The 22,989-nt window shown below is 70.7% G+C and carries 21 protein-coding genes, 1 tRNA gene and 1 pseudogene; 13 read left to right on the top strand and 10 right to left on the bottom strand.

Annotated elements, in window-relative coordinates:
- Window positions 1-15 precede the first annotated feature (15 nt).
- Together KDB89_RS08315 and dnaG are read left to right on the top strand one after the other, a co-directional pair.
- Complete coding sequence (locus KDB89_RS08315) at window positions 16-1,080, top strand: HD domain-containing protein (protein ID WP_219084256.1); 1,065 nt, start codon at window positions 16-18, stop codon at window positions 1,078-1,080.
- 388 nt (window positions 1,081-1,468) lie between these two features.
- The gene (gene dnaG, locus KDB89_RS08310; RefSeq protein ID WP_219080075.1) at window positions 1,469-3,310 is read left to right on the top strand and encodes a DNA primase; all 1,842 of its coding nucleotides are present in this window, start codon (window positions 1,469-1,471) and stop codon (window positions 3,308-3,310) included.
- Here dnaG and KDB89_RS08305 read toward each other — a convergent pair.
- Entirely contained in the window at window positions 3,307-4,143 is an 837-nt protein-coding gene (locus tag KDB89_RS08305) for a sigma-70 family RNA polymerase sigma factor (protein WP_219080073.1), read from the bottom strand. The genes dnaG and KDB89_RS08305 overlap by 4 nt on opposite strands.
- A 206-nt stretch (window positions 4,144-4,349) precedes the next feature.
- Between KDB89_RS08305 and KDB89_RS08300 the strand changes: the two genes are divergently transcribed.
- From KDB89_RS08300 to KDB89_RS08290, 3 genes are all read left to right on the top strand, one after another.
- Window positions 4,350-4,844, top strand: a complete 495-nt coding sequence (locus KDB89_RS08300) for a hypothetical protein (RefSeq protein ID WP_219080071.1) — start codon at window positions 4,350-4,352, stop codon at window positions 4,842-4,844.
- A 265-nt stretch (window positions 4,845-5,109) separates the two neighbouring features.
- Window positions 5,110-5,185 (top strand) — tRNA-Asn (locus KDB89_RS08295).
- A gap of 254 nt (window positions 5,186-5,439) precedes the next feature.
- Window positions 5,440-6,093: a GNAT family N-acetyltransferase gene (locus tag KDB89_RS08290; RefSeq protein ID WP_219080069.1), complete on the top strand. Its 654-nt coding sequence runs from the start codon at window positions 5,440-5,442 to the stop codon at window positions 6,091-6,093.
- Window positions 6,094-6,112: 19 nt separating this feature from the next.
- Here the strand turns inward: KDB89_RS08290 and KDB89_RS08285 are convergent, their stop codons facing one another.
- Complete coding sequence (locus KDB89_RS08285; RefSeq protein ID WP_219080068.1) at window positions 6,113-6,598, bottom strand: VOC family protein; 486 nt, start codon at window positions 6,596-6,598, stop codon at window positions 6,113-6,115.
- 57 nt (window positions 6,599-6,655) lie between these two features.
- A complete protein-coding gene (locus KDB89_RS08280) occupies window positions 6,656-8,050 on the bottom strand; it encodes an alpha,alpha-trehalose-phosphate synthase (UDP-forming) (RefSeq protein ID WP_219080066.1) in 1,395 nt (464 codons plus the stop codon).
- 221 nt (window positions 8,051-8,271) lie between these two features.
- Here KDB89_RS08280 and otsB point away from each other — a divergent pair, with 221 nt between their 5' ends.
- Both otsB and KDB89_RS08270 read left to right on the top strand, forming a co-directional pair.
- Window positions 8,272-9,099 carry a trehalose-phosphatase gene (otsB, locus tag KDB89_RS08275; protein WP_219080064.1) on the top strand — a complete coding sequence of 276 codons (828 nt, stop codon included), beginning with the start codon at window positions 8,272-8,274 and terminating at the stop codon, window positions 9,097-9,099.
- A 107-nt stretch (window positions 9,100-9,206) separates the two neighbouring features.
- Window positions 9,207-9,839 (top strand): bactofilin family protein, encoded by a 633-nt coding sequence (locus tag KDB89_RS08270; RefSeq protein WP_219080062.1) that lies wholly within the window; start codon window positions 9,207-9,209, stop codon window positions 9,837-9,839.
- Here KDB89_RS08270 and KDB89_RS08265 read toward each other — a convergent pair.
- The 6 genes from KDB89_RS08265 to KDB89_RS08240 all read right to left on the bottom strand — a co-directional run bounded on the left by KDB89_RS08265 (window position 9,829) and on the right by KDB89_RS08240 (window position 16,356).
- Entirely contained in the window at window positions 9,829-10,758 is a 930-nt protein-coding gene (locus KDB89_RS08265; RefSeq protein WP_219080060.1) for a ketopantoate reductase family protein, read from the bottom strand. The two genes, KDB89_RS08270 and KDB89_RS08265, sit on opposite strands and share 11 nt — an antisense overlap.
- Window positions 10,759-10,802: 44 nt before the next feature.
- On the bottom strand, window positions 10,803-12,509 hold the full coding sequence (locus tag KDB89_RS08260; RefSeq protein ID WP_219080058.1) for a serine/threonine-protein kinase: 1,707 nt from the start codon (window positions 12,507-12,509) through the stop codon (window positions 10,803-10,805).
- Window positions 12,506-14,200 (bottom strand): hypothetical protein, encoded by a 1,695-nt coding sequence (locus KDB89_RS08255; protein ID WP_219080056.1) that lies wholly within the window; start codon window positions 14,198-14,200, stop codon window positions 12,506-12,508. Before KDB89_RS08255 ends, KDB89_RS08260 begins: the two co-directional genes overlap by 4 nt.
- A gap of 4 nt (window positions 14,201-14,204) precedes the next feature.
- A complete protein-coding gene (locus KDB89_RS08250) occupies window positions 14,205-14,474 on the bottom strand; it encodes a hypothetical protein (RefSeq protein WP_219080054.1) in 270 nt (89 codons plus the stop codon).
- Window positions 14,471-15,679, bottom strand: a complete 1,209-nt coding sequence (locus KDB89_RS08245) for a serine/threonine protein kinase (RefSeq protein WP_219080052.1) — start codon at window positions 15,677-15,679, stop codon at window positions 14,471-14,473. Before KDB89_RS08245 ends, KDB89_RS08250 begins: the two co-directional genes overlap by 4 nt.
- Before the next feature lie 128 nt (window positions 15,680-15,807).
- Window positions 15,808-16,356, bottom strand: a complete 549-nt coding sequence (locus KDB89_RS08240; protein ID WP_219080050.1) for a KH domain-containing protein — start codon at window positions 16,354-16,356, stop codon at window positions 15,808-15,810.
- Window positions 16,357-16,566: 210 nt separating this feature from the next.
- Between KDB89_RS08240 and KDB89_RS08235 the strand changes: the two genes are divergently transcribed.
- From KDB89_RS08235 to KDB89_RS08220, 4 genes are all read left to right on the top strand, one after another.
- Window positions 16,567-17,064 carry an ASCH domain-containing protein gene (locus KDB89_RS08235; protein ID WP_219080048.1) on the top strand — a complete coding sequence of 166 codons (498 nt, stop codon included), beginning with the start codon at window positions 16,567-16,569 and terminating at the stop codon, window positions 17,062-17,064.
- A gap of 318 nt (window positions 17,065-17,382) precedes the next feature.
- A complete protein-coding gene (locus tag KDB89_RS08230) occupies window positions 17,383-19,095 on the top strand; it encodes an IlvD/Edd family dehydratase (protein ID WP_219080046.1) in 1,713 nt (570 codons plus the stop codon).
- Complete coding sequence (locus tag KDB89_RS08225; RefSeq protein ID WP_369408081.1) at window positions 18,990-20,027, top strand: SMP-30/gluconolactonase/LRE family protein; 1,038 nt, start codon at window positions 18,990-18,992, stop codon at window positions 20,025-20,027. The genes KDB89_RS08230 and KDB89_RS08225 overlap by 106 nt, the downstream gene beginning before the upstream one ends.
- A gap of 22 nt (window positions 20,028-20,049) precedes the next feature.
- Window positions 20,050-20,877, top strand: a complete 828-nt coding sequence (locus tag KDB89_RS08220) for an HpcH/HpaI aldolase family protein (protein WP_219080042.1) — start codon at window positions 20,050-20,052, stop codon at window positions 20,875-20,877.
- Window positions 20,878-20,887: 10 nt separating this feature from the next.
- Here KDB89_RS08220 and KDB89_RS08215 read toward each other — a convergent pair whose 3' ends face one another.
- Window positions 20,888-21,904, bottom strand: coding sequence for a zinc-dependent alcohol dehydrogenase (locus KDB89_RS08215; RefSeq protein WP_219080040.1), 1,017 nt, complete (start codon window positions 21,902-21,904; stop codon window positions 20,888-20,890).
- 129 nt (window positions 21,905-22,033) lie between these two features.
- Here KDB89_RS08215 and KDB89_RS14750 point away from each other — a divergent pair.
- A pseudogene (locus KDB89_RS14750) lies at window positions 22,034-22,219 on the top strand (helix-turn-helix domain-containing protein); the annotation flags it as partial.
- A 93-nt stretch (window positions 22,220-22,312) separates the two neighbouring features.
- The gene (locus KDB89_RS08210) at window positions 22,313-22,843 is read left to right on the top strand and encodes an IclR family transcriptional regulator (protein WP_255555847.1); all 531 of its coding nucleotides are present in this window, start codon (window positions 22,313-22,315) and stop codon (window positions 22,841-22,843) included.
- The last annotated feature ends 146 nt before the right edge of the window (window positions 22,844-22,989 follow it).

Raw genomic sequence — 22,989 nt, 5'->3', positions numbered from 1 at the left:
GCCTGGGCCGAGACGATGCACGGCCACGGCTCGGACGTCACCGTCGCCCACTCGTCCTCGCGGGCGCGCGTCTCGCCCCGCGAGCCGCGCCGCCGGGAGGCCCGAGAGGAGCTGGAGCGGCTGACGCTGGTGCCGGAGGCGGCCTTCTCGCGCGGCTCGGGCGAGCGGGCCATTCAGGAGGAACCCGACCCGCTGCGCACCTGCTTCGAGCGTGACCGCGACCGGATCGTGCACTCTGCGGCCTTCCGCAGGTTGGCGGGAAAGACGCAGGTGGTCGTCTACCCGACCGACCACCAGCGCACCCGCCTGACGCACGCGCTCGAGGTGGCCCAGGCCGCCGTCGCGATGGCGCGGGGCATCGGCGTCAACGTCACGCTGACCGACGCCATCGCGCTCGGCCACGACTGCGGCCACGGACCAGGCGGCCACGCCTCGGAGGACGCGTTCGACGAGTTCATCTCGGAGGGCTACGACCACGGCCCGTGGGGGGCCGACGTCGTCCTGGCCGACCTGAACCTCACCGTCCAGACGCTCGACGGCATCCGCAATCACTCCTGGTCGCGCCCCGCACCGCTGACGGTGGAGGGGGAGATCGTCTCCTGGGCCGACCGCATCGCCTACTGCGCTCACGACCTCGAGGACGCCATCCACGCGGGCATCGTCACGATCGACGACGTGCCCCCGATCGTGCGCGAGGTGGCCGGCACGAGACGGAGCCAGCAGCTCGCCACGTTCATCAACGCGGTGATCGAGACGACGGCCGCGACCGGCACCGTCGGCATGGACAAGACGACGGCTGAGGCACTCGCGGAGCTGCGTCGCTTCAACTACGAACGGATCTACACCCGCCCGGAGTCCGTCGCCCAGTCCACCACCGTCGTCGACGTGCTGCGCGACCTCGTCACGTACTACCTGGAGAACCCCGAGTCGCTGCCTGCGGAGTACACCCGCGGCAACCTCACGCACGGCGCCGTCGCCTACGTCGGGGGCATGACCGACCGGTTCGCCTTCGAGCGCGCCCAGCTGCTGCTGGGCTGGGACCCGAAGAAGCTGCCCCGCGGCATCGGTCGCGGCGCCTGACTCTCGGCTCGCCGAGCTTTCCCGGGTCGCCGAGCTTTCCCGGGTCGCCGAGCTTTCCCGGGTCGCCGAGCTTTCCCGGGTCGCCGAGCCTTCCCGGGTCGCCGAGCCTTCCCGGGTCGCCGAGCCTGTCGAGGTGCCTCGAGCGAAGCGAGAGGAGATCCCTTCGCTGCGCTCAGGGCCCTTCGACAGGCATGTGCTGAGCTTGTCGAAGTGCTCAGGGAACCGGAGGAGATCCCTTCGACAGGCTTGTGCTGAGCTCGTCGAAGTGCTCAGGGAACCGGAGGAGTGCCATTCGACAGGCTTGTGCTGCGCTTGGCGAAGTGCTCAGCGAACCGGCTGGGCGGGACGCGTGCGGGAGCCCCTGGAGAGTGCCACTAGACTTCCCGGCATGGCGGGTCGCATCAACGAGGAGGACATCGCCCAGGTCCGTGAGCGGAGCCGCATCGACGACGTGATCGGCGGGTACGTGCAGCTGCGCAACGCGGGCGGTGGATCGCTGAAGGGGCTGTGCCCGTTCCACGACGAGAAGACCCCCAGCTTCACGGTCACCCCGTCGCGTGGCTTCTACTACTGCTTCGGCTGCGGCGAGGGCGGAGACGTCATCACATTTCTCCAGCGCCAGCAGAACCTGTCCTTCGTCGAGGCGGTGCAGGTGCTCGCCGACCGTGCCGGGATCGTGCTGCGGATCGACGACGACGGCCAGCCCGGCCAGCAGCCGGGGCTCCGCAAACGGGTGCTGGAGGCCAACCAGGCGGCGCAGGACTTCTTCAGCGCGCAGCTCGACTCCGCCGAGGCGGTGGAGGCGCGTCGCTTCCTGAACGGCCGCGACTTCGACCGGGCGGCCGCGCTGCAGTTCACCGTCGGCTACGCGCCGCGGCACGGTCAGGCCCTGCGACAGACGCTGCGTGGCAAGGGCTTCGACGACGCGGTGCTCAAGGCCGCGGGGCTGATCCGCGACGGCGGCCGGGACTTCTTCACCGGCCGCGTGCTGTGGCCCATCCGGGACTCGGCGCAGGCCGTCCTCGGGTTCGGCGCCCGCCGCATCTACGACGACGACCGGCTGCCCGCCAAGTACATCAACACGCCGGAGTCGCCGGTCTACAAGAAGTCGCACGTCCTCTACGGGCTCGACCTTGCCCGACGCGAGATCGGCCGCAGGTCGCAGGCCGTGATCGTCGAGGGCTACACCGACGTGATGGCCGCGCACCTCTCGGGGGTCACGACCGCCGTCGCGTCGTGCGGCACCGCGTTCGGTGAGGACCATGCGCGGCTTCTGCAGCGCCTGATGGGCAGCTCCGATGGCCTGCACGGCGAGGTCATCTTCACGTTCGACGGCGACAAGGCCGGCCAGGCCGCGGCTCTGAAGGTCTTCAAGGGGGACCACAACTTCACGGCCCAGACGTACGTCGCGGTCGAGCCGAGCGGGCTGGACCCCTGCGATCTGAGGATGCAGCAGGGCGACGCCGCGGTCCGGGAACTGGTCGCGAGACGCGTGCCGCTGTACCGCTTCGTGATGAGCAACATCGCCAAGAGCTACGACCTGGACCGCGCCGACGGCAGGCTGTCGGCTGCCCGTGAGGGCGCCGAGCTGGTCGGCTCCATCCGCGACCAGTCGCTCGTGACCCAGTACCTCCGCGAGCTCGCCGGGGTGCTCGGGATGGACGTCGAGGACGTGCGACGCGAGGCGCAGCGGGTCGCCCGCCGAGGCCAGCACGCTGAGCCGCCGCGCCACGAGCCTCCGCCAGAGGACGCGGCCTCGGGCCCGGACCCCGACTGGCCTCGGCCCGACGACCCGGCGCTGAGGCTGGAGCGCGACACGCTCAAGCTGATGCTGCAGTTCCCCCTCACGTTCGACACGGCCTGGAACGCGGTGACCGCCGACGACTTCACGCATCCCGGCTACCAGGCGGTGTTCCGGCTGATCAGCTCGGTCCCGTTCGGGGAGGGATGGACGGATCAGCTGCGTTCTCTGGCGCCGAACGATCTGGTGCGCCAGCTGCTGGTTGCGTTGCTCGTCGAGCCTCTTCTGCGGGTGCCGGACGAGGGCTATTCGCTGGCCTACAGCTCCCGGCTGCGGCTGACGCATGTGACCCGCGACATCGCACAGGTGAAGTCGCGGCTGCAGCGCACGGATCCGCTGAAGGACCCCACGGGACACCGCGCCCAGTTCGCGCAGCTGACGGAGCTGGAGATGCTGCGCAAGAAGCTGCAGAGCGTCTCGCTGGGCTAGGCGCAGCTCTCATCATCGAGCGACGCGCCGCGGCTCCGCAGCGCCGTCGTCCGCTCCTCCTCGAGGATCCGGCGGGCCGCCCGCAACGCGCCCTGGTGCACCCGTAGCGCCGTCGACGACGAGATTCCCAGGACGGCCGCGGCCTCCTGGAGGGTGTGGGCGGGGCCGTCGAGGCCGAATCTGAGCTTCAGCATCGTGCGATGCCGGGGATGCAGCAACTCGAGGAAGTCCGTGCCCAGCTCGTCGATCCGGTGGAAGGCGAGGGCTGCGTCGGGGTCGGCGAGCGGCTCGTCGGGGAGGCCGACGATCATCGTCGCGCCCCTCGCGGCCGCGGTCGCCGACACGCCGGTCAGGGCGGCGATCTCGTGCGGGGCCAGCCGGATGCCCCGCTCGGCGAGGCGTGAGTGCTCGTCCGCGACGACCCGCGCCGCGCGCCGGTCCCCCTTGCTGGAGGACCAGGAACCGCCCCTATGGCGGCCGACGCTCTGCATGGCGAAACTCACGAGGTGGTACACGTGCGTCGTGAACGAGGCGCCTCTGCGGCAGTCCCAGGTGCAGACAGCCTCGGAGACCGCGACGCACGCGTCCTGGAGGACATCGTCGACCGGCAGGCCGCTACGGGCGGCATGCCGGTAGGCGAGCGAGGCAGCGGTGCGGACCCCGGCCCACCAGAGCCGCTCGCGGGCCTCGTCTCCGGCGGCGACTATCGCGCGGAGCTCACGCCGCTCCGGCAGTGTCGCCGCGTACACGCCCGCCTCCACGGCCAGGGCGAGGTGGGTGTCTTCGCCGGGCAGGAGGGTGACCAGCGGGAAATCCAGGGTGGTTGTGCTCATGGCAGGAGATCCTGCTCCGCGACGGTGGCCGTGGCGCCGGGGTGTTGGCGGGTGTGGAGAACTCCACGACGGACAACACGACTTCTCCACAGGCGCGGTCTGTTCGCGCCCCGGCCGGTTCGCCCGTTGTCCCGCGGCCGGCTCCTGCCCGACCTCCCGCGGTGCAGCGGCTCTGCCCGCTTTCGGGGGTCGGGCAGAATGGGGACATGCCGCTGTTTCGACGCTCCACCCCCGACCACTTCGCAGGACTCGCCGAGGCGGTTGGGCACGCGGTCAAGCCGCTCGCGTTCGGGACCGGCGAGGGCTCGACGGTGCTGGTCGGCACGCGCGAGGAGCTCGCGCTGTGCGTCGACGGAACGTGGACCAGTTGGCCGTGGGAGACGATCGCCGGCGGCTCCTGGAAGGGTGAGTCGAGGACCTTCCGCTGGCGCACCGTCGAGGCCGACGAGCACGAGGTGGTGCTCGAGGACGCCAACCGGCTGCCGCAGCTGTTCCGTGAGCGGATCGAGGCGTCCACCGTCGTGCAGTCGGTCATCGCCACCGACCCGGGACACGTCCAGGTGGTGGGCCGCCGCGGCCTCGGAGCCGACGAGACGGTCCGCTTCTACGCCGTCCCCTCGGGTGGCGCGGACCTCCTCGACGACGTCACCCGCGCGGCCATCGTCGCCGAGACCGACCGCCTGCGGGCCGAGTACTTCTGACCCCGAACCTCCCGGCCCGACCCGGGCCTCACCTCCAACCCGACCCCGGGGCCTCACCTTCGACCCGACCCCGGGGCCTCACCTCCGACCCGACCCCGGGGCCTCACCTCCGACACGAAAATCGTTCAGTGGTCGATTCTCCCCGGTCCGGTGCCGAGAATCGCACACTGCCTCCGCTGTTGCGGGGTCGGCGACGGTGACGCCTGGCCGATTGGCGTGTCCCGCGCGGGGTCTGCTAGAGTTTCATCTCGCGCGAGGGCGCTGATCCCTGGTAGCTCAATTGGCAGAGCATTCGACTGTTAATCGAAGGGTTACTGGTTCGAGTCCAGTCCGGGGAGCCATCGAAGACCGCTCCGACAAGCATAACCGCTTGTCGGAGCGTTTTTTTGTACAGAGCCCAGGCCGTGAGCCGCGAGGCCCAGAACGCAGGCAACGACTCCAGGTGGCCGATGCGACAGAGGGTGAATGGGCTGTGGGCGAAACTCGTCGCCGGACCGGGGAGAATCGACCACTGAACGATTTTCCGGGTGGGGCCGGGGATCGCTGGCGGCGTGGGCCGTGGCGGCGGGGGAGACGCGGCGCTAACGTCGGGCGGGTGAGAACCTGGTCAGAGATCTATCCGCCCTTCGGGGTGGCCATCCGCTGCGGCGACGTCGAGCTGAGCGCCCTGACGCCCGACGTCGTGCCGGAGCTGGTCGAGCTGGCCATCGCCGGCACCGCGCGGCCCGACACCGGCTACCCGTTCGTCACCAACTGGGCACTTCTCCCACCCGCGGAGTTGAGGCTCAGCGCCGCGCAGTTCTACTTCGACACGTGGGGTTCCGCGCGGCCCGAGAGCTGGCAGCTGCTGATGGTCGTGCGTCGGGGCGGGCAGCTCGTCGGCTGCCAGGACCTGCGCGCGACGCAGTTCCCGGCGACCCGGATCGTGCACACCGGCTCGTGGCTCGGGCTCGCACACCAGGGCCGGGGGACAGGCACCCTGATGCGCCAGATGGTCTGCGCCTTCGTCTTCGACGCACTCGGCGCGGCCCAGTGCCGCACTGAGGCCTTCCTCGACAACCCCGTCAGCCAGCGCGTCAGCGCGAAGGTCGGCTACGAGCGCTTCGACCAGCGCCCGGTTGACAGACTCGGAGAGCCGGCAGAGGAGGTGTACTTCCGGATGACCGCGGAGCAGTTCAACCGGCCGACCGAACCCGTCACCTTCGCCGGCGTGGACGCCTTCCGGAGGTTCATCGACCTCGTCGACTGAGCCACGCGCAGGCGAACGGCTATCCGCCGGCGACGGCCTTCTCGATGGCTGCGATGTCGATCCTGTTCATCGTCATCATCGCGGCGAACGCCCGCTCGGCGACGCCCGGCTCGGCCGACGACATCGCCTCGGTCAGCGCGCGCGGCGTGATCTGCCATGACAGGCCCCATCGGTCCTTGCACCAGCCGCAGTTGCTCTCCTGACCGCCGTTGCCGACGATCGCGTCCCAGTAGCGGTCGGTCTCAGCCTGGTCGTCGGTCGCGACCTGGAATGAGAACGCCTCACTGTGGTGGAACGCGTCGCCGCCGTTGAGCCCGACGCACGGGATCCCGCAGACGGTGAAGTCGACGGTCAGGACGTCGCCCGCCTTCCCGTCCGGGTAGTCCCCAGGCGCACGGTTCACGGCGTTGACGCGACTGTCCGGGAACACCGAGGCGTAGAACTCGGCGGCCTCCTCGGCATCGCCGTCAAACCACAGGCAGATCGTGTTCTTCGTCGTACCCATCACCCATCTCCTTCGACGTGTCCGGCGTCTGCAACGCTACGTCCGATGCGGGTCGGGCTACGACGTGAGCGCGCGGAGGTCGTTGAGGAAGCTGTCGGCCCAGCTGTCGATCGTGTTGGCGAGCACCTGCTTCTTCAACGCCCGCATCCGGCGCTGCCTGACCATTCGCGGGTCGGTGACGGCCCGCATGATCGACTCCTTGAGCCCGTTGAGGTCGTACGGGTTCACCAGGTAGGCCTGGCGCAACTCCTGCGCGGCGCCTGCGAACTCGCTCAGCACGAGGGCGCCGCTGGTCTTCGGGTGGCACGCGACGTACTCCTTGGCCACCAGGTTCATGCCGTCGGCGAGCGGGGTGACGACCATCACGTCGGCGATCCGGTACATCGCCGCCATCGTGGTGCGGGGGAAGCTGGCGTGGCGGTACACGATGGGCGGGCGCCCGATGCCGCCCACCTCCGAGTTGATGCGGCCGACCAGCTGATCGATGTCGTCGCGGAGCCGCCGGTACTCGTCGACCCGTTCCCGCGACGGTGTGGCGACCTGCATGAACACCACATCGGCCGGGTCGAGGCGCCCCTCCTCGAACAGCTCGCCGATCGCGCGGACTCGCTGCCGCAGGCCCTTGGTGTAGTCGAGGCGGTCGACGCCCAGCAGCACGACCTTGGGATGCCCGAGCTCCTCGAGCAGCGCATCGGACTCGGCGACGACGTCGGGGTCGTGCGCCATGTCGATGAACCCCTCGGTGTCGATGGAGATGGGGTAGGCCTTCACGTTGCACGCGTGGTCGGGGAGCAGCACGCGGTCGCGGTCGAGCTTCAGACGGGTCCGCTTGCGGACCAGCCGTCGGAAGTTCGACGCGGCGCCCGGCACCTGGAAGCCGACGAGGTCGGCGCCGAGCAGCCCCTGGATGATCTGCTCGCGCCACGGCAGCTGCAGGAAGATCTCGATGGGCGGGAACGGGATGTGCAGGAAGAAGCCGATCTTCAGATCGGGCCGCATCTCGCGGAGCAGCTGCGGCACCAGCTGCAACTGGTAGTCCTGGATCCACACCGTCGCGCCCTCGGCCGCGACCTCCGCGGTCCGCTCCGCGAACCGACGGTTGACCTCCACATATGCGTCCCACCACTCACGGTGGAACTCCGGGAAGGCGACGGTGTCGTGGTACAGCGGCCACAGCGTGGCATTGGAGAATCCCTCGTAGTACTCCTCGAACTCCTGCTGGCTGAGCGGGATCGGCACGATCCGGTAGCCGTCGTGGTCGAACGGGTCGAGCTCCTCGTCGGGTGCGCCGTGCCAGCCGATCCAGGCCCCGCCCTGCTTGCGCATGACGGGCTCGAGGGCTGTCACCAGGCCGCCGGGCGATGTGCGCCAGTCGACGCTTCCGTCGTCGGCCACGACCCTGTCGACTGGGAGACGGTTGGCGACGACGACGAACTGGGCATCTCTGTTCACTGCTGAACCTCCTGGTTGCGTTCCACCCTATCGACCCGTCAAGGCCCGCCGGGCGCATCCGGCCAACCGGGGGAGAATCCCGCGCCGGTCCCGCGGATGAGCACGACACACTTGTCATCGCGGAAAACGGCCCGAAATCGGCCGATTCCGGCCGTGAGAAGTGTGTCGTGCTCATCGCGTCTGCGGCGGCAGGTGCCCGGAGGCTGGCTAGGTTGGAGCCCATGAGTGACTTCGAGCTCCGCACCGACGACGCCTCCGCCTTCTTCGACAAGGGGGCGGCCGACCCGGCCCGAGTCCTGGTCGCCATGGACTTCGACGGCACCCTGGCGCCGATCGTGCCGGACCCCACCGACTCCCGTCTGCTGCCCGCCGCGGCCGACGCCCTGGCCGATCTCGGCCCCCGCGTGGGCCGCATCGCCATCATCACCGGACGCGCCGTCGCGACGGTGCGGGAGCTCGGCAGGCTCGACGAACGACAGGGGCTCGAGAACGTCGTCGTGCTCGGCCAGTACGGTGCCGAGCGCTGGGACGCGTCGACGGGCCAGGAGACTCCCGCTGAGGTGCCGCCCGGGATCGACGAGGCGCGCGCCGAGATCGTCGACCTGCTCGCCGACGACCGCTTCGTCGGCGTCCATCTGGAGGACAAGGGTCGCGCGCTGGGCGTCCACACGCGTCGCGCGGCCTCCCCGCACGAGTCCTTCGCCGCGCTGGAGGGGCCGCTGAGCGGGATCGCGGCGCGCCACGGCCTCACGCTGGAACCGGGCCGCAGCGTGCTCGAGCTGCGCGCCTCCACCATCACCAAGGGCGACGCCCTGCGCGGCCTGGTCGCCGAGACCCGCGCGACGGCCGTCGCGTTCTGCGGCGACGACCTCGGTGACCTGCCAGCCTTCGACCTCCTCGACGAGCTGGCCGGCGAGGGCGTCGCCACCTGCCGCGTCGTCAGCGCCTCGGCTGAACAGGCCGTCCTGGCGGCCCGGGCCGACGTGCTGGCCGACGGCCCCGACGGTGTCGCCGCCTGGCTGAAGACCCTCGCCGAGTGCCTGCGATGAAGATGAGAGGTCTCTCACTAGGGCGTCACCGGCGTCTCATGCATGCCCGACAGGATGAAGCCATCACAGCGGAAGGCAGCTTCCGCGGCTCACGAAAGGCAACCACCATGAAGACCTCCCGCATCCTCGCCGGCACCGCCGCGATCGGCCTGCTGGCCACCCTCGTTCCGATGACCGCCAGCGCGGCCCCCACCACGGAGAAGAAGGGCAGCTACACCGTCGCCGCCCGCACCGTCATCCGTGGCGACCTGATCGTCCGTGACGGCAACCTCACCATCAACGGCAAGGTCACCGGCAACGTCCGCCAGACGGGCAACGGCAGCATCACGATCGGCCGCACCGGCGAGGTCGAGGGCAACGTGACCGAGACGGGCAGCGGCTCCGTGGCCGTCGTCGGCGAGATCGACGGCACTGTCACCGAGACCGGGTCGGGCGATGTGCGCGTCTCCGGCAGCGTCGACCGCGGCATCTCCGAGGCCGACCACGGCGGCGTCATCATCCGTCTCTCCGGCGAGATCGACGGCTCCATCACCGAGAAGGGCGAGGGCGGCCTGCGCGTCTACGGAGAGGTCGACGGCAGCGTCACCGAGCGCAACTCCGGCAACCTGACGCTCCACTCGACCGCCGAGATCGACGGCAGCGCCCGCGAGTACGACGCCGGCAACCTGCTCACCTACCGCGGCTACGACGTCGACGGCAGCGTCGTCGAGTCCGGCTCCGGGTCCCGCGTCAGGCGCTGACCCCGGCCGAGGTGCGGGCCCGCGCGACGCGATGGGTCCGCACCTGCAGCAGGGCCGCGTCCAGCAGGGGAGTCGGCACCCCCACCGACCTCGCCCGGTGGGCGAGGTCGCCAAGGATGTGCTCGGCCTCCAACGGGTCGCCGAGCCTGAGGTCCCGGTAGAGCGACGACGTGAAGTGCGAGCCGGGCTCCGTCAGCATGGCGACGGAACCCTCATGGCCTTGCCGACCGACGGTGTGGCCGGCGGCCGCGGCCACCCGCTCGCACTCCTCGATGGCCTGCAGGATCTGCTCCTCGCCGCCCGCCTCGAGGATGTCTCCGACCTCCCCGCGGAACAGGCAGGACACCACGCCCGCCGACGCGATGAAGGCCCACTTCTCCCACAGCCGTCCGATGATGTCGCCGCTGACGGACAGGTGGATGCCGGGCACGTCGAGCGCCTCGCGTACCGCGTCGGGGACCTCGCCGCCGTCGAGCCGTCCGATCGTCATGGCGCTGAGCGTCGTCAGCTGGACCGCCTGGGAGTTGCGGTCGAGCGTGGCCACGATCTTCACCAGCCCACCCAGCACGCGTGCCCCGAACACCTCCACCAGCGCTTCGATGTGGCGCATGCCGTTGAGCAGGGGGAGGATCAGCGTGTCGTCGCCGACCGCGGGGCGGATCGTGCCGATCGCCGCGTCGAGGGCAGGGGCCTTGACCGCGATGATGATCAGGTCGTAGACGTCGCCCTGCGCCACCGAGGTGACGCATCGCACGTCGAGCCGCGTCGTCACGTCCGGGGCCGAGAACGCCAGCCCCTCGCTGCGCAACTGCTCCGCCCTGTGTTCCCGCACCAGGAAGGTGACGTCGCGCCCGGCCTGGATCAGCCTGGCTCCGAACGCGCCTCCCGTGGCCCCGGCCCCGACAATGAGAATCCTCACAACGACTCCTTACCTCAGGCCCCACACTAGTGACGTTCCGCCGCCTACAGCAGGCCTCCGAGGAGGAGCCAGCCGAGCAGGATGCCGACGACGAGCCCGGTCGAGGCGCAGATGAGTGCGACCAGCCACCGCGGCGCGCGTCGCGCGGGCGCCCGCTGCGGCAGACCCAGCATGAGGCGGAGGGCCGCGGCCGACTGCTGGTCCGCGAACGGCTCGGCGAGCAGCGGCGTGTCCTCGCCGGAGGCGGAGTGCAGCTGCCGGAGCAGCGAGACGACGAAGCGGTCGGGATCCTTCAGTCGGCCCTGCAGCCGTTCCGCTGCCACGATCAGGTCGGGCACCTCGTCCGGAGCCAGGGCCGTTGGGTGTTTCCGCAGGAAGCTGGCGAGGGCGTTCGACGGCGCCAGGGCGACGAGCAGGTGGAGCCTGGCCGCGGGGGCGGCCTGCATGAGGGCGGCCAGCTCCTCGTCCCAGCGTGCCTCCCCACGGGCGAACTCGATGGCCCCGGCGACGTTGCGGGGGGCGGCGCGCAGCTGGGCGGCGACATCGGAGCGGCCGGGTGGGAAGAGGTCCTCGTTGCCGGACCTGTCCAGGCCGAGGGCCTCCAGCCACGGTGCGGCCGCGCGGAGCTCAGGCGCCGTGCTGCCGTCGAGCACGTCGCGGGCCAGCCGGGCCCTGTCGACGGGCGCCAGCGACCGCAGGGCGGCGGGGGCGGGCCGTCCCTGCCGGACGGCGGCCTTCTGCACCCGGACCAGTTCGGCCCAGGGCGCTTCCCGGGTCACGACGTCCGCCACACCCTCGGCGACCCACGCCATGCGCTGCCCGAGCAGCGGCCCCAGCCAGGCGGGGTCCCTGGCCACGAGCTTCGCCGCGTGCCCGCCGTCGGTCCACCGCTGGCGGTCGGCCTCGACCAACGCGTCCGAGCGCAGCAGGCCTGCCGCCTCGCGGTCGGTCATCGGCCGCCGGTGCTCCAGGGCCGCGGCCCACTCGAGCGGGTCGGTGGCGTCGACGAGCCGACCCGGGTGGCGACCGGCGGAGGCCTCCCGCGCCGCCCAGACGACGGCCTTCGGCGGCTGCGGAGGCGCGCCGGTCGACGCGGCGGCGAGCTTGAGGAAGGCGGCGTGCTCCTGCGGGTATCGGGCAGCGAGGTCTGCGGGCCAGGGTCCGCTGATCAGCGGACCGTCCCGGCCCGGCCGACGGACCGCGGCCGACGTGGACCAGGCGGTGCGCCGCAGGATCCCCTCCGGCAGTGCGCGGGACGCGGCGGCGAAGAGCGCCGCCGGCGACGCGGCCTCGACGACGGTGACCGCAGGCGGTGCGGGCCGGTCGAGCAGCGTCGCGAGGAGCCGGAGGAGTTCGTCGGGGCGGCACCGCGGCGGAGCAGTCGGGCCTCCGTCATGCCGCGGACTCAGCCAGCCGCCGACCTCGACGTCGGCCAGCGCCCTCGTCACGCAGTCGGCCATCGTCCAGCTGGCGGGGGCGAGCGCGAACTGCGTCGCGCCGGCGTTGCCGTACCGCCCGCCCGAGCCCTGGAGCACGGTCAGCCAGGCTCCCGCCTCCGGGCTGAAGCGCCACGTCAGCACGTACAGGGCCTCCAGAGCCCCGTCGGCGACGGGCAGCTGCCGGTAGCTCTGCTCGAGTGACCCGAACAGCGACCTGGTGGGGCCGTCGATCATCGCCGACGAGAGGTCGGCGTTGGGGTGGTAGCCGGCCCCGGTGTCCGACTTCGTCTGCAGCGTCCAGTCGCCGCTCATCTCAGTGCCCCCTGCAGGACGTCGGCCAGCACCTGGAGCACCCCGGAGTTCTCCGCCAGCCTGGCCCGTGGGTCGTCGTCCGCACGGACGGGCCCGTCGCCGGGGAGGAACTCGCGGGTGCTGGTGAGCGCGAAGCGCAGGTGCGAACTGTGGGCGCTGATCCCTGCGACCCGGTCCCGGCCGTAGTCGGTGGCGAGCAGCGCCTGCACGAGGACGGAGCAGGCGACATCGCGCGCCATGAGGTCGAACCCGGCGGTGGACAGGAACCAGTAGTCGCGGGCGCTCTCCATGGAGACGATGCCGCCGCCGGGCAGGTGGAGGTCCACCGGCCCCTCGGAGACGATCACCCGGTGGAACGCCCCGGAGTCCCCGAGGTCCGCGAGCAGCGACGCTGACAGCGCCATCGCCCGCGCGAACCGCTGCCCTCCTGGCAGGGCGGAGATGGGCTGCAGCAGCCGGTCGGCCGCCGCGGTCCGTTCCCCGTCGAAGCCGCAGAGGTGGACGAGCGCGGCGGCCCCGGCCTCGACGAAGGCGTTGAGCGCGGCGGCCTTGTCGGTGGCGTCGGCCCAGAGGAACGACCAGCGGTCCAGGCCGTGGTGGGCGACCTGGCGGCGGGCCAGGATGCGGTGCAGCGCGTCGGACTTGGCCAGGCACAGGGTGAGCGGGATGCTGCGGGTCGCCCCGTCGGCGACGCGGCCCATCGACTGCAGGAAGACCAGCAGGGACTCGGTCTCCTTGCGGCTCATCCGGTGGGCCACCTCGGGGGTCACGTTCGACCTCTTGCGCAGGGCGGCCTCCCGCTCCGCCGGGTCGAGCGCGCCGAAGACGCCGCCCAGCGACATGCAGTCGATCACGGCGACGAACTGGTGGGTGTAGCTCAGCTGTGCGAGGTCGCTGCGGGACATGGGAGGGAGCGGCTCGTCGGAGCCGGTGCCGCCGGAGAGGTGACGGACGATCTCGCCGGGCAGGTCGATGATGGGGGTGATGGACTTGGCGGTGGCCCCACCGCGCTCCTGGTACGTCGTGAGCACGTAGGGGGTGCGCACGCTGCCCCAGTCGCGGATCTCCTCGCCGGTGGCGAAGGGCAGGAGGCGCGCGAGCAGGTCGTCGAGCTCCTGCGCCTGCTCCCAGCCGCCCAGATAGGCGAGGTAGTTGTGGAGGGTGTCGCGCGCGGTCTTGTCGAAGCTGGTCGTCGGCAGCAGCGCACCGTCGTCGAGGGTCGGTCCCTCGGCGGGGCTGGGCAGACGGTCGATGTCGATGGCCGAGGCCGAGATGCCCTCGATCATGCAGAACGTCGGGTCGGGCGTCTGGGCCTCGAAGCGGAGCGCCCGGACCAACTGCGACTTCCCGCTGCCCGTCGAGCCGAGGAGGCGGATGACGTTGGGCGACTCCCGCAGCGGCTCGGCGGGTGCCTCGGTCGGGGCGGCATCGGCGCGCAGGGCCCAGGCGACCAGCCGCTGGTGCCAGGCACGGCGCCTCCCGGACTGCGCGATCGGGCGCGGCCGCATGTGGCCGAGGCGGCAGATCGTCCAGCGCTGGTTCGGCTCACCCGACCCATCCCACCGGCCCATGCCCTCCCGCTGGCCGGTGGCCGTGTGGAACAGGCGGAACGTCTGGGCGTGGCCGACCTGGCAGACGAGCAGAGTCAGCCACTCGCCGTCCTCGTGGCCGCAGAAGTAGCACGCCGTCATCGGTTCAGCCCACCGAGCCGATGAGGTGCGCGACCCAGCCGAGCACGAGGCCGGCGACGCCCATGGCGAGGACCAGGATCGCCTGCAGGTAGCGGCGTCCGGTCCGCAGCGGGGCCTCCTTCTCCCTGAGGTAGGCGTCGACCACCAGCTGCGACGTCCGCGACGGGGTCGTCAGCCGGGTCCTGACGGCACGGTCGTCGGCGCCCGAGAAGGGGTAGTCGTCGGGGACGACGGTGCGGAACAGGTAGTCGATGAGCCTGTCGAGGGTCTTCACGGCATCCCCCAGGTGATGAGGAAGGCGATGATCGCGACGATCACGCCCAGCGCGATGGTCGGCGGGAGAGAGCGGCGGATGTCTCGTCGGAAGCGTTCCTCCAGAGCCCCGCGGATCGTCGCCTGGAACACGGCCGCGTGCCGGTCGATCCGCTCCCGGGCAGCCGTGACGGCCCGGTCGAAGACGGCGCGGTTCTCGTCGCTGACGAGCTCGATCGCCGACGCCGTCGGGACGGCAAGGGGAGCCTCCACCCGGGTGTGCGCCACATCGGTCGGCAGCACCCGCGTCCCCTGCGGGCCCGGCCCGGCTTCCCTGAGGGTCGTCGCGGTGTCGGACGCGATGGCCTGCGTCGCGGTGCCGCCGAACGACGCAACGTGCAGCACCGCGTCGGACATCGAAGCGGCGGTCGGGTAGCGGTCCTCGGGGTGAGGCGACAACGCCGTGATCAGCAGCTGCCCGACGGCGGCTGATCCGGGGAAGGACTGGAAGATCGCACTCCAGTCGGGCGACTGTTTCGCCCGCATCGTCGCGGGGGAGTCGCCGACGGGGAACGGGTGGCGGCCGCTGAGCAGCTCGAAGAGCACCACGGCGAGGCTGTACAGGTCCGTGCGAGGGTCGACGGGGCACGCGTCCATCTGCTCGGGCGACATGTACCTCCACTTGCCGATCACGGAGCCGACCTCCGTGAGCCGAGGCGAGGACGACGGGCTCAGCGCGATGCCGAGGTCGATGATGGTCGCGTGACCGTCGGGCGAGATCATGATGTTGCGCGGGCACAGGTCGCGGTGGATGATGCCGGCTGCGTGCAGGTGCCGGAGGCCGTTCAGGACCCCGACGGCGATGCCGGCGGCCTCGTCCCAGCCCATCGGCCCCGTCTGGCGCATCCGCTCGTCGAGCGTGACGCCGTCGACGTGCTCCAGCACGAGGTAGGGGACCGGGGCGCGCGAGCTGGCCTGGGGGTGGACGTCCATCCCGGAGTCGATCAGCCGCACGGTGTTCGGGTTCGGTGCGGCGAGCAGCGCCCGCCCTTCGGCCTCGAATCTGGCGCGCATGGACTCGTCGGCGTCGACCTTCGAGAACTTGATCATCGCCTTTGTGCCGGCGCCGTCGACGGCTGGGAACAGCACGCTCATGCCGCCGCGGATCGGGAGCCCGTAGATGCTCCACCGGCCGCCGATGATCGTGTGCGGATGCTCTGATATCAACGCGCCTCCCCGTCTGCTCCGGCAAGGCTACTGGATCCGCGCTGCCCGGCGGGTGCCAACCCAGGGGCCCGCCGGACGATCCCGGGTCCGGTCAGGGGAAGCCCTGACCGGACGCCCTGGACGGTAGATCAGATCCGCGCGGCCCGGCGGATGCTCTGCTGGGCCTGCCGCACGCTGTCCGCGTCGTCGGCGCTGATGCGGAAGGTGGTGCCGTCCTGCACGATGCGTGCGTCGTGGGCGCTGCGGATGCCGCGGATGGTGGCCCCGCCCTTCCCGATCACCCGCCCGAGGGAGGCGCGGGGGACGGTCACCTCGCCGGTGTAGTCGGCCCAGGCCGTCGACTTGACGACCGCCTCCCGCTCGGGAGGCCAGGGCGCGACGACCCACACCTTCAGCGTCCGGCCGCCGAGGTCGCGTTCCAGCCGCACGCTGCCCTCGGCCGCGTCCGCGACGGCCCGCTCGGGCCTGGTGACGACGGCGCGGACGCTGTCGGCCGAGACCCCGCGCTGGGCCATGCGCTCGCGGGCGTGGGTCGTCCACCGGACCTCGGTGCCGGCGGGCAGCCGGGGGACGGACGGCCGCGTCGGCGCGATGGGTCGCGTGGGGCGCGTCGGGCGCCGCAGGAGACGTAGCGCGACGAGCGCCAGCACGGCGATCAGCAGCGCGATAAGCAGCACCTCGGTGGGGGGGCATCGTTCTCCTCGGGGTCGAGCCGGCCTCCGATGCTAGGCCACCGCGCCCCGGCGGCACGAGACGCGTCCCGATCAACTACATTGGGTAGTGGACATGGTGGCGAGGATGCCGTCGACCCAGGACATCGACGTCCCAGGCGATTCGGTCCCCGCGACGATGTCCGGGACACGAATCGATCAAGGAGGATCATCACCGTGAGTACCGCCGCCGCCTTCGCACCTGCCCGCCGGACGGGTCTGCCTGAGATGCGGTTGCTGAGCGTTCGCCAGCCCTGGGCCTGGCAGATTCTGCACGAACACAAGGACGTCGAGAACCGGATCATCCCCACCAGCGGGTACCGGGGCTGGGTGGCGATCCACGCCGCCCGCACGCCCGACGACGAGGCCCTCGGCCTCCTGCCGGCCGTCCCGCCGCAGTGGGTCGACGCCGAGCGCCAGTTCGAGTACGAGGCCGTCATCGGAGTCGTCAGGCTCGTCGACGTCCACGACGCGTCCTGGTGCGGCGAGGACCAGTACGGCCGCCCGCTGGAGATGTGCTCGCCGTGGGCGCTGAGGTCCTTCCTGCACCTCGTGCTCGCCGATCCGCACCCGCTGCCGCAGCCCATCCCGCGGATCGGGCGTCTGGGGCTGGGCCTCGCGCGCCCGGACCGCCACCTCATCGAGAAGGTCTGCGAGCAGCTGCCTTTCCTGTGAAACCACTCTTCGTGTTCTTCAGGCGCGCTGGCGTGTCCACCTGCCCGCCGTGACACCGCGGCCTCGGGCTGGTTCACGCCCAGCCGGCGCGGCGCGGACGTGCGTTCGCCCGTCGTCTGGCTCGCGTGATCCAGGCTGGTCGTGACGTGCCTTGGCCCTCCGGAACCGGCTTTCGCCGGCTGATGGGGTATCGGGAGGAGGGGGCGATACCCGGTTCGTCCACGACGGCTGCCGCCCTGCGCCTCCGGGGCGGTCGCAGGGGTACGATGTAGATTCCTACTAATGAGATGGCGTTCCGCTAAATGGAAAGGTGGCGCGATGGCTCTGCGCAGTGACCAGTGGTACTCGGGTGAGGACCGAAATGCATACATCCATCGGGCATGGATGCGTCGCGGTGTGCCGGGGAGCGCGTTCGAGGGACGGCCGCAGATCGCCATCGCGAACACTGCTTCGGACCTGACCCCGTGCAACATGCACCTGGGTGAGGTGGCACAGGCGGTGAAGAACGGTGTCTACGAGGCGGGCGGCATTCCACTCGACCTTCCCGTCATCTCCCTCGGCGAGACACAGGTCCGCCCCACCGCCATGCTGTGGCGCAACATGGCTGCCATGGCCACGGAGGAGATGCTCCGGGCGAACCCGATCGACGGGGTGGTGCTGCTCGGTGGATGCGACAAGACCATCCCCTCGCTTCTGATGGCCGCCGCGTCCGTAGACCTTCCGGCGCTCGTCATCCCCGGGGGCCCCATGCTGACGGGCCACTTCCAGGGTCGCCCACTCGGCTGTGGCACGGACGTCTGGCGGCTCTCCGAGGAGGTCCGCGCGGGGACCCTGTCGCAGGACGACTTCACGCGCAGCGAGTCGTCGACGATCAGGTCCAAGGGCCACTGCAACACCATGGGGACCGCGTCCACGATGGGACTCCTGGCCGAGGCCCTCGGCATGGTGATCCCGGGGACGGCGGGCACGCCAGCTCCCGACAGCCGCCTGCTCGAGGCCTCTCATGAGGCTGGGCGCCTGGCTGTCGAACTCGTCCGGGCCGACCGCCGTCCCAGCGAGGTCCTCACCCGCGCGTCGTTCCACAATGCGATCGTCGCGCTGGGTGCCGTCGGAGGCTCCACGAATGCCGTCGTGCATCTGCTCGCCATCGCCGGACGCCTTGGTATCGACCTCTCGCTCGACGACTTCGACACCATCGGTTCGAGGGTGCCGCTGCTGGTCGACCTCCTGCCGGCCGGCAGGTTCCTCATGGATGATCTCCACCGCGCTGGCGGACTCCTCGCCGCGTTGCGCGAGGTGCGGGACCTGCTCGACGACTCCGCGCTCACCGTGACCGGGAAGACGTTCACGTCCTACCTCGACGACGCCAGGATCTGGGACAGGGAGGTGATCCGTCCTCGCGAGGAGCCGATCCTGGATGAGGGCGGCATCGCCGTGCTGCGAGGCAACCTCGCCCCGCTGGGCGCCGTGATCAAGCCGGCCGCCGCTTCCCCTCACCTGCTCCATCACCGCGGCCGGGCCGTGGTGTTCGAGAGCATCGAGGATTTCCACTCCCGCATCGATGATCCGGAGCTGGCGGTCGACGCCGACTCGGTCATGGTGCTGCGCGGGTGCGGGCCAAAGGGGTATCCGGGGATGCCCGAGGTGTCCAACATGCCGCTGCCCGCGAAGCTGCTTGAGCAGGGCGTGCGGGACGTGGTTCGCGTGTGCGACGGCCGGATGAGCGGCACCGCCTATGGGACCGTCGTGCTCCATGTGGCCCCCGAGGCCGCTGCCGGTGGCCCACTCGCGCTGGTGCGCGATGGCGACTGGATCGAGCTCGATGTGCCCGGCCGGACCCTGACGCTGGACGTGCCCGAGGATGAGCTTGCCGGGCGTGAGCCGAGCCTCGCCGCAGCTTCCGCGTACGCGGCGCCGAGTCGAGGATGGGAGCGGCTGTACGTCGACCATGTCGAGCAGGCGGACACCGGAGCGGACCTCGACTTCCTTGTCGGGGCGTCCGGTTCGCAGGTTTCGCGGGAGTCCCACTGATGCGCATCCGGAGTTTCGCTGGTCTTGAACTGGTTGACGCAGAGCCGTGCCTCCTGGGGGAGGGACCGACGTGGGACCCCGTCACGGGCAAGCTGAGGTGGGTGGACATCAGGCGTGGCCTCCTTCTCGAGGCTGCTGTGGATGATTCGGGCGTCGGGCGTGCACGCGAAGTGCTGCGCGTAGAAGGGACCCTTGGGGCTGCTGTGCCCGCAGTGGGTGGCGGGCTTCTGCTCGCGACGGCCCGCCACCTTGCGCACGTCGATGGCAGTGGAATGGTGCTGGGGGCGGTGGAACTCATTTCCCGCGGTGCCGGTCGTCGTCTCAACGACGGAGCATGTGACCCGGCCGGCCGATACCTCGTCGGCAGTCTCGCGCTGGGCGACATCACAGGGGAAGAGGAACTGTGGCGGCTTGAACATGATGGTTCCGTGACCCAGCTTGCCTCAGGGATCTCCCTGTCCAATGGCCTCGCCTGGAGCCCCGACGGCCGTGTGATGTATCACGTAGACACACTCGCGCATCAGATCACCGCGCGCGGGTACGACGTCGCGTCTGGTGCTGTGGGCGAACCGAGTATGTGGCTCGACTGCGCAGCGGACTTCCCCGATGGGCTCACGGTGGACGCCGACGGCTCGGTCTGGATTGCGTTCTGGGGTGCCGGCGAGGTCCGCTGCTACTCGCCCGAGGGCGAACTCCAGTCTGTCCAGGGAACCGGGGCGAGCCTGACGACGAGCTGTGAGTTCGTCGGGCCGGGCCTTGACCAGCTGGCGATCACCACGGCCGCCGCAGACGGTGACGAGCCGTCGGACCCCGGCGACTCGCCGCATGCGGGACGTGTCGTCATCGCACATCCCGGCGCGCGCGGCCTCCCGAGTACGCCGTGGCGTCCGACCCCGATGGCGGACGCCGATCCCGGCCTGAGCATCCTCTGACGACCCCTCCCAAGGAGAACCTATGGACCACTCACATGGCACTGTGGCGCGCACCGTCGCCCGGCTTCGCGATACCTGGGCGGGAGGTGATGGCGCCTACGGCATCTGGAGCTCGATCCCCGATGCATCGGTGGCCGAACTGGTCGCGGCATCCGAGGCCGACTACGTGTGCATCGATCTTCAGCACGGCGTCACGACCTTCTCGGAGTTGCCCGTACTCGCTCAGGTGATGCGTGGCGCCGGACGCGCCCCCATCGTGCGGGTGCCCTGGAAGGACGGGGCCGAGATCATGCGGGCGCTGGACTGTGGCGCGGCGGGCGTGGTGGTGCCGATGGTCTCGACCGCGGAGGAGGCGGCCTCAGCCGTCGCAGCCTGCCGATTCCCGCCCCATGGCGTCAGGAGTTGGGGGCCGATGTTCGGCTATGTACGCTCCGACGGTGCCCCTTCCCCCGCGGAGCAGGACTCAACCGCCCTGTGTCTGGTCATGATCGAGACGGCTGAGGGGGTGGCCAACCTGGACGCGATCGTGGCCACGCCGGGCCTCGACGGTGTGTACATCGGGCCGAACGATCTCGCTCTCGCCTGTGGTCTCGGTCGGCGGACCTACCGGGACAGCGAAGAGGTTGCCGCACTGATCCAGCGCGTTGTCGATGCCTGTCGACAGCGCGGCATCGCAGTCGGGCTCCACTGCTCCGATCCCGCCATGGGAGAGGACTGGGTTGAGCGCGGCGTGTCGATGGTCACCATCGCCCAGGACACGGGCCTGCTGCAGCAGGCCGTCGGAGCGGCCGTCCGGGCCGCCAGAGGCGGCGAGGCCGGGGCCGTGCCAACCGGCCCCGCGCCCTACTGATCCGCGGCGGTCAGAGGAGTGTCGGGTCCACATGGATCTTGGGCCCGGCACCTGCCCCCTCGGGACGTTGCCCGGCGAGCACGGCTGCGACCCGGCCGAGGCCGACCGTCGCCGCAACCAGCGGGCGCGGGTCCACGGCACCCGACGCGTACAGCTCCACGGTCTCCTCAAGGCCTCCCGACGCGGACAACACGCCGACCGCCGTCACATCGGCGAGTGCGACCGTGCGGGTGTCGATGAGACTCGGGGTCCCCGACAGGCCGACCAGGACGATCCTGCCTCCGGGCTCAACGAGTTCGGTGGCGAGGGCGGGGGACCCGGGAGCATTCGATGCGTCCACCACGCTGTCGAAGGGGATGCTCCGGTCCAGGTCCTCCAGGGTCGTGGACTGCGTGAATCCGAGGGTGCGGGCGAAATCCAGGGACCGGGCTGAGCGGCCGAGCAGGTGCACGTCGGCGCCCTTGGCCCGAGCGATCTGGGCAACCAGGAGCCCGATCGCTCCGGCGCCGATCACCAGCATGCTGTCCCCGGGCTTCACCTTCGCGCCGCGAACGGAGCGCAGGGCGTTGCCGCCAGGCTCCACCATGGCCCCAGCCAATGCGTCGATTTCCCCGAGCGTCACCAGCGCCTTCGCAGGCACCGCGATGCGTTCCGCCAGCGCCCCGGGGAAACCTCGGCGGACGCCGATCTCGAAGCGGTCCTCGCACAGGTGCTGCCTGCCGGAGGTGCATCGGCGGCATGAGCCGCAGCCGAGCATGGTGTCTGCAGTCACGCGTCGGCCGAGCCAGTCCTCCGAGACGCCTTCGCCGACCTCGATGACACGCCCGCACCACTCGTGACCGATGCGCATCGGGTAGGACGCCTCCCCGGTTGCCAGGTAGGCCATCTCCCCGCCGAAGAACTCCGCGTCTGTTCCGCACACGCCCACGCGCTCGACCGCGACCACGACTGAGCCGGGCGTTGCTCTGGGTGTGGCGACCTCCTGAACCTCTCCGCGGCCGGGGGCGGTGATGACGAAAGCGCGCATATTCGGGTTCTCCTGGGACTTGGGCCGTGCCTACCCGGGAATTCTATCGGATTCCACCTGACAGAAGGCGATTCGAATTAGTGGCATCAGCTAGAATCGGCTGAGGTTGACTATCGAGCCGGAGGTCGAATGATGCGCGTGGACGACAGGCGTGACGAGGGTGCGCGGCTGGTGGGTGCTGACCGTGTCCTTGCTCTGGTGGCGGAGCTGGGGGGAAGGCCCGACGGCGCGTCCCTGGATGAGTTGGCGGGCGCGGTGTCGAGCCCGAAGTCGACGGTTCACCGCGCGTTGGCGACTCTGTGTCGCGCGGGATTCGCTTCGCGCCTTCCGGGGGGGCGGTATGCCCTGGGTGACGAGCTCCTGAGAATCGCGAACCAGTACCAGACGGCCCGGCCGGAGTCTGTGAGCGTGGCTCCGGTCCTCGAGGCGCTCGCAGGGCGGTTCGGGGAGACCGCCCACTATGCGGTTCTTGACGGTGACGAGGTCGTCTACCGGGCGAAGGTGGACCCCCCATCCGGTGCCGTACGGCTGACCTCCGTCATCGGAGGCCGTAATCCGGCGCGGGCAACGGGAGTCGGAAAGGCACTGCTTGCAGCGCGATTCTCGACGCGCGCTGAGGCGCTCGAGTGGGGGCGCGCCCACCCCGTCGAGCAGCGCACTCCCAATACCCTGACGGACGACGAGGATTTCGCGGTCGAGCTGATGGCTACCCGAGAGCGTGGGTATGCCATCGATGATCAGGAGAACGAGATGGGCATCAACTGCATCGCCGTCCGCCTGACCACCGCGTTCGGTGACGGCGCCGTCAGCGTCTCGGCCTTGGCGTACCGCACCCCACTCGAGGTGCTGATCTCCGCCGTCGGTGACATCAGAATGATGATGGACGGGTCGATGTCGCGTGGAGTGCCGACCGGTAGTCGGGACTCCGGTACTTCCTGATGCCGGCTGTCGCCGGCCCGAGGCCGTCATCACGCTGCCCCAGCCGATCCCGCGGATCGGGCGCCGCGGGCTCGGCCTCTCGCGCCCGGACCGTCACCTCGTCGAGAAGGTCCGCGAGCAGCTGCCTCTCCTCGGACGCTGACGCC

This window comes from Tessaracoccus palaemonis (genome assembly GCF_019316905.1).
Taxonomy (GTDB): Bacteria; Actinomycetota; Actinomycetes; order Propionibacteriales; family Propionibacteriaceae; genus Arachnia; species Arachnia palaemonis.
Note: the sequence above shows the minus strand (reverse complement) of the source record. Positions and strands in the feature narration are given on the sequence as shown.

Bases quoted from the DNA above. Each gene is read 5' to 3' on its own strand.
- KDB89_RS08315 (WP_219084256.1), top strand. From the start codon at position 16: ATGCACGGCCACGGCTCGGACGTCACCGTCGCCCACTCGTCCTCGCGG.
- dnaG (WP_219080075.1), top strand. From the start codon at position 1,469: ATGGCGGGTCGCATCAACGAGGAGGACATCGCCCAGGTCCGTGAGCGG.
- KDB89_RS08305 (WP_219080073.1), bottom strand. From the start codon at position 4,143: ATGAGCACAACCACCCTGGATTTCCCGCTGGTCACCCTCCTGCCCGGC.
- KDB89_RS08300 (WP_219080071.1), top strand. From the start codon at position 4,350: ATGCCGCTGTTTCGACGCTCCACCCCCGACCACTTCGCAGGACTCGCC.
- KDB89_RS08285 (WP_219080068.1), bottom strand. From the start codon at position 6,598: ATGGGTACGACGAAGAACACGATCTGCCTGTGGTTTGACGGCGATGCC.
- otsB (WP_219080064.1), top strand. From the start codon at position 8,272: ATGAGTGACTTCGAGCTCCGCACCGACGACGCCTCCGCCTTCTTCGAC.
- KDB89_RS08270 (WP_219080062.1), top strand. From the start codon at position 9,207: ATGAAGACCTCCCGCATCCTCGCCGGCACCGCCGCGATCGGCCTGCTG.
- KDB89_RS08260 (WP_219080058.1), bottom strand. From the start codon at position 12,509: ATGAGCGGCGACTGGACGCTGCAGACGAAGTCGGACACCGGGGCCGGC.
- KDB89_RS08255 (WP_219080056.1), bottom strand. From the start codon at position 14,200: ATGACGGCGTGCTACTTCTGCGGCCACGAGGACGGCGAGTGGCTGACT.
- KDB89_RS08230 (WP_219080046.1), top strand. From the start codon at position 17,383: ATGGCTCTGCGCAGTGACCAGTGGTACTCGGGTGAGGACCGAAATGCA.
- KDB89_RS08225 (WP_369408081.1), top strand. From the start codon at position 18,990: ATGGGAGCGGCTGTACGTCGACCATGTCGAGCAGGCGGACACCGGAGC.
- KDB89_RS08220 (WP_219080042.1), top strand. From the start codon at position 20,050: ATGGACCACTCACATGGCACTGTGGCGCGCACCGTCGCCCGGCTTCGC.
- KDB89_RS08215 (WP_219080040.1), bottom strand. From the start codon at position 21,904: ATGCGCGCTTTCGTCATCACCGCCCCCGGCCGCGGAGAGGTTCAGGAG.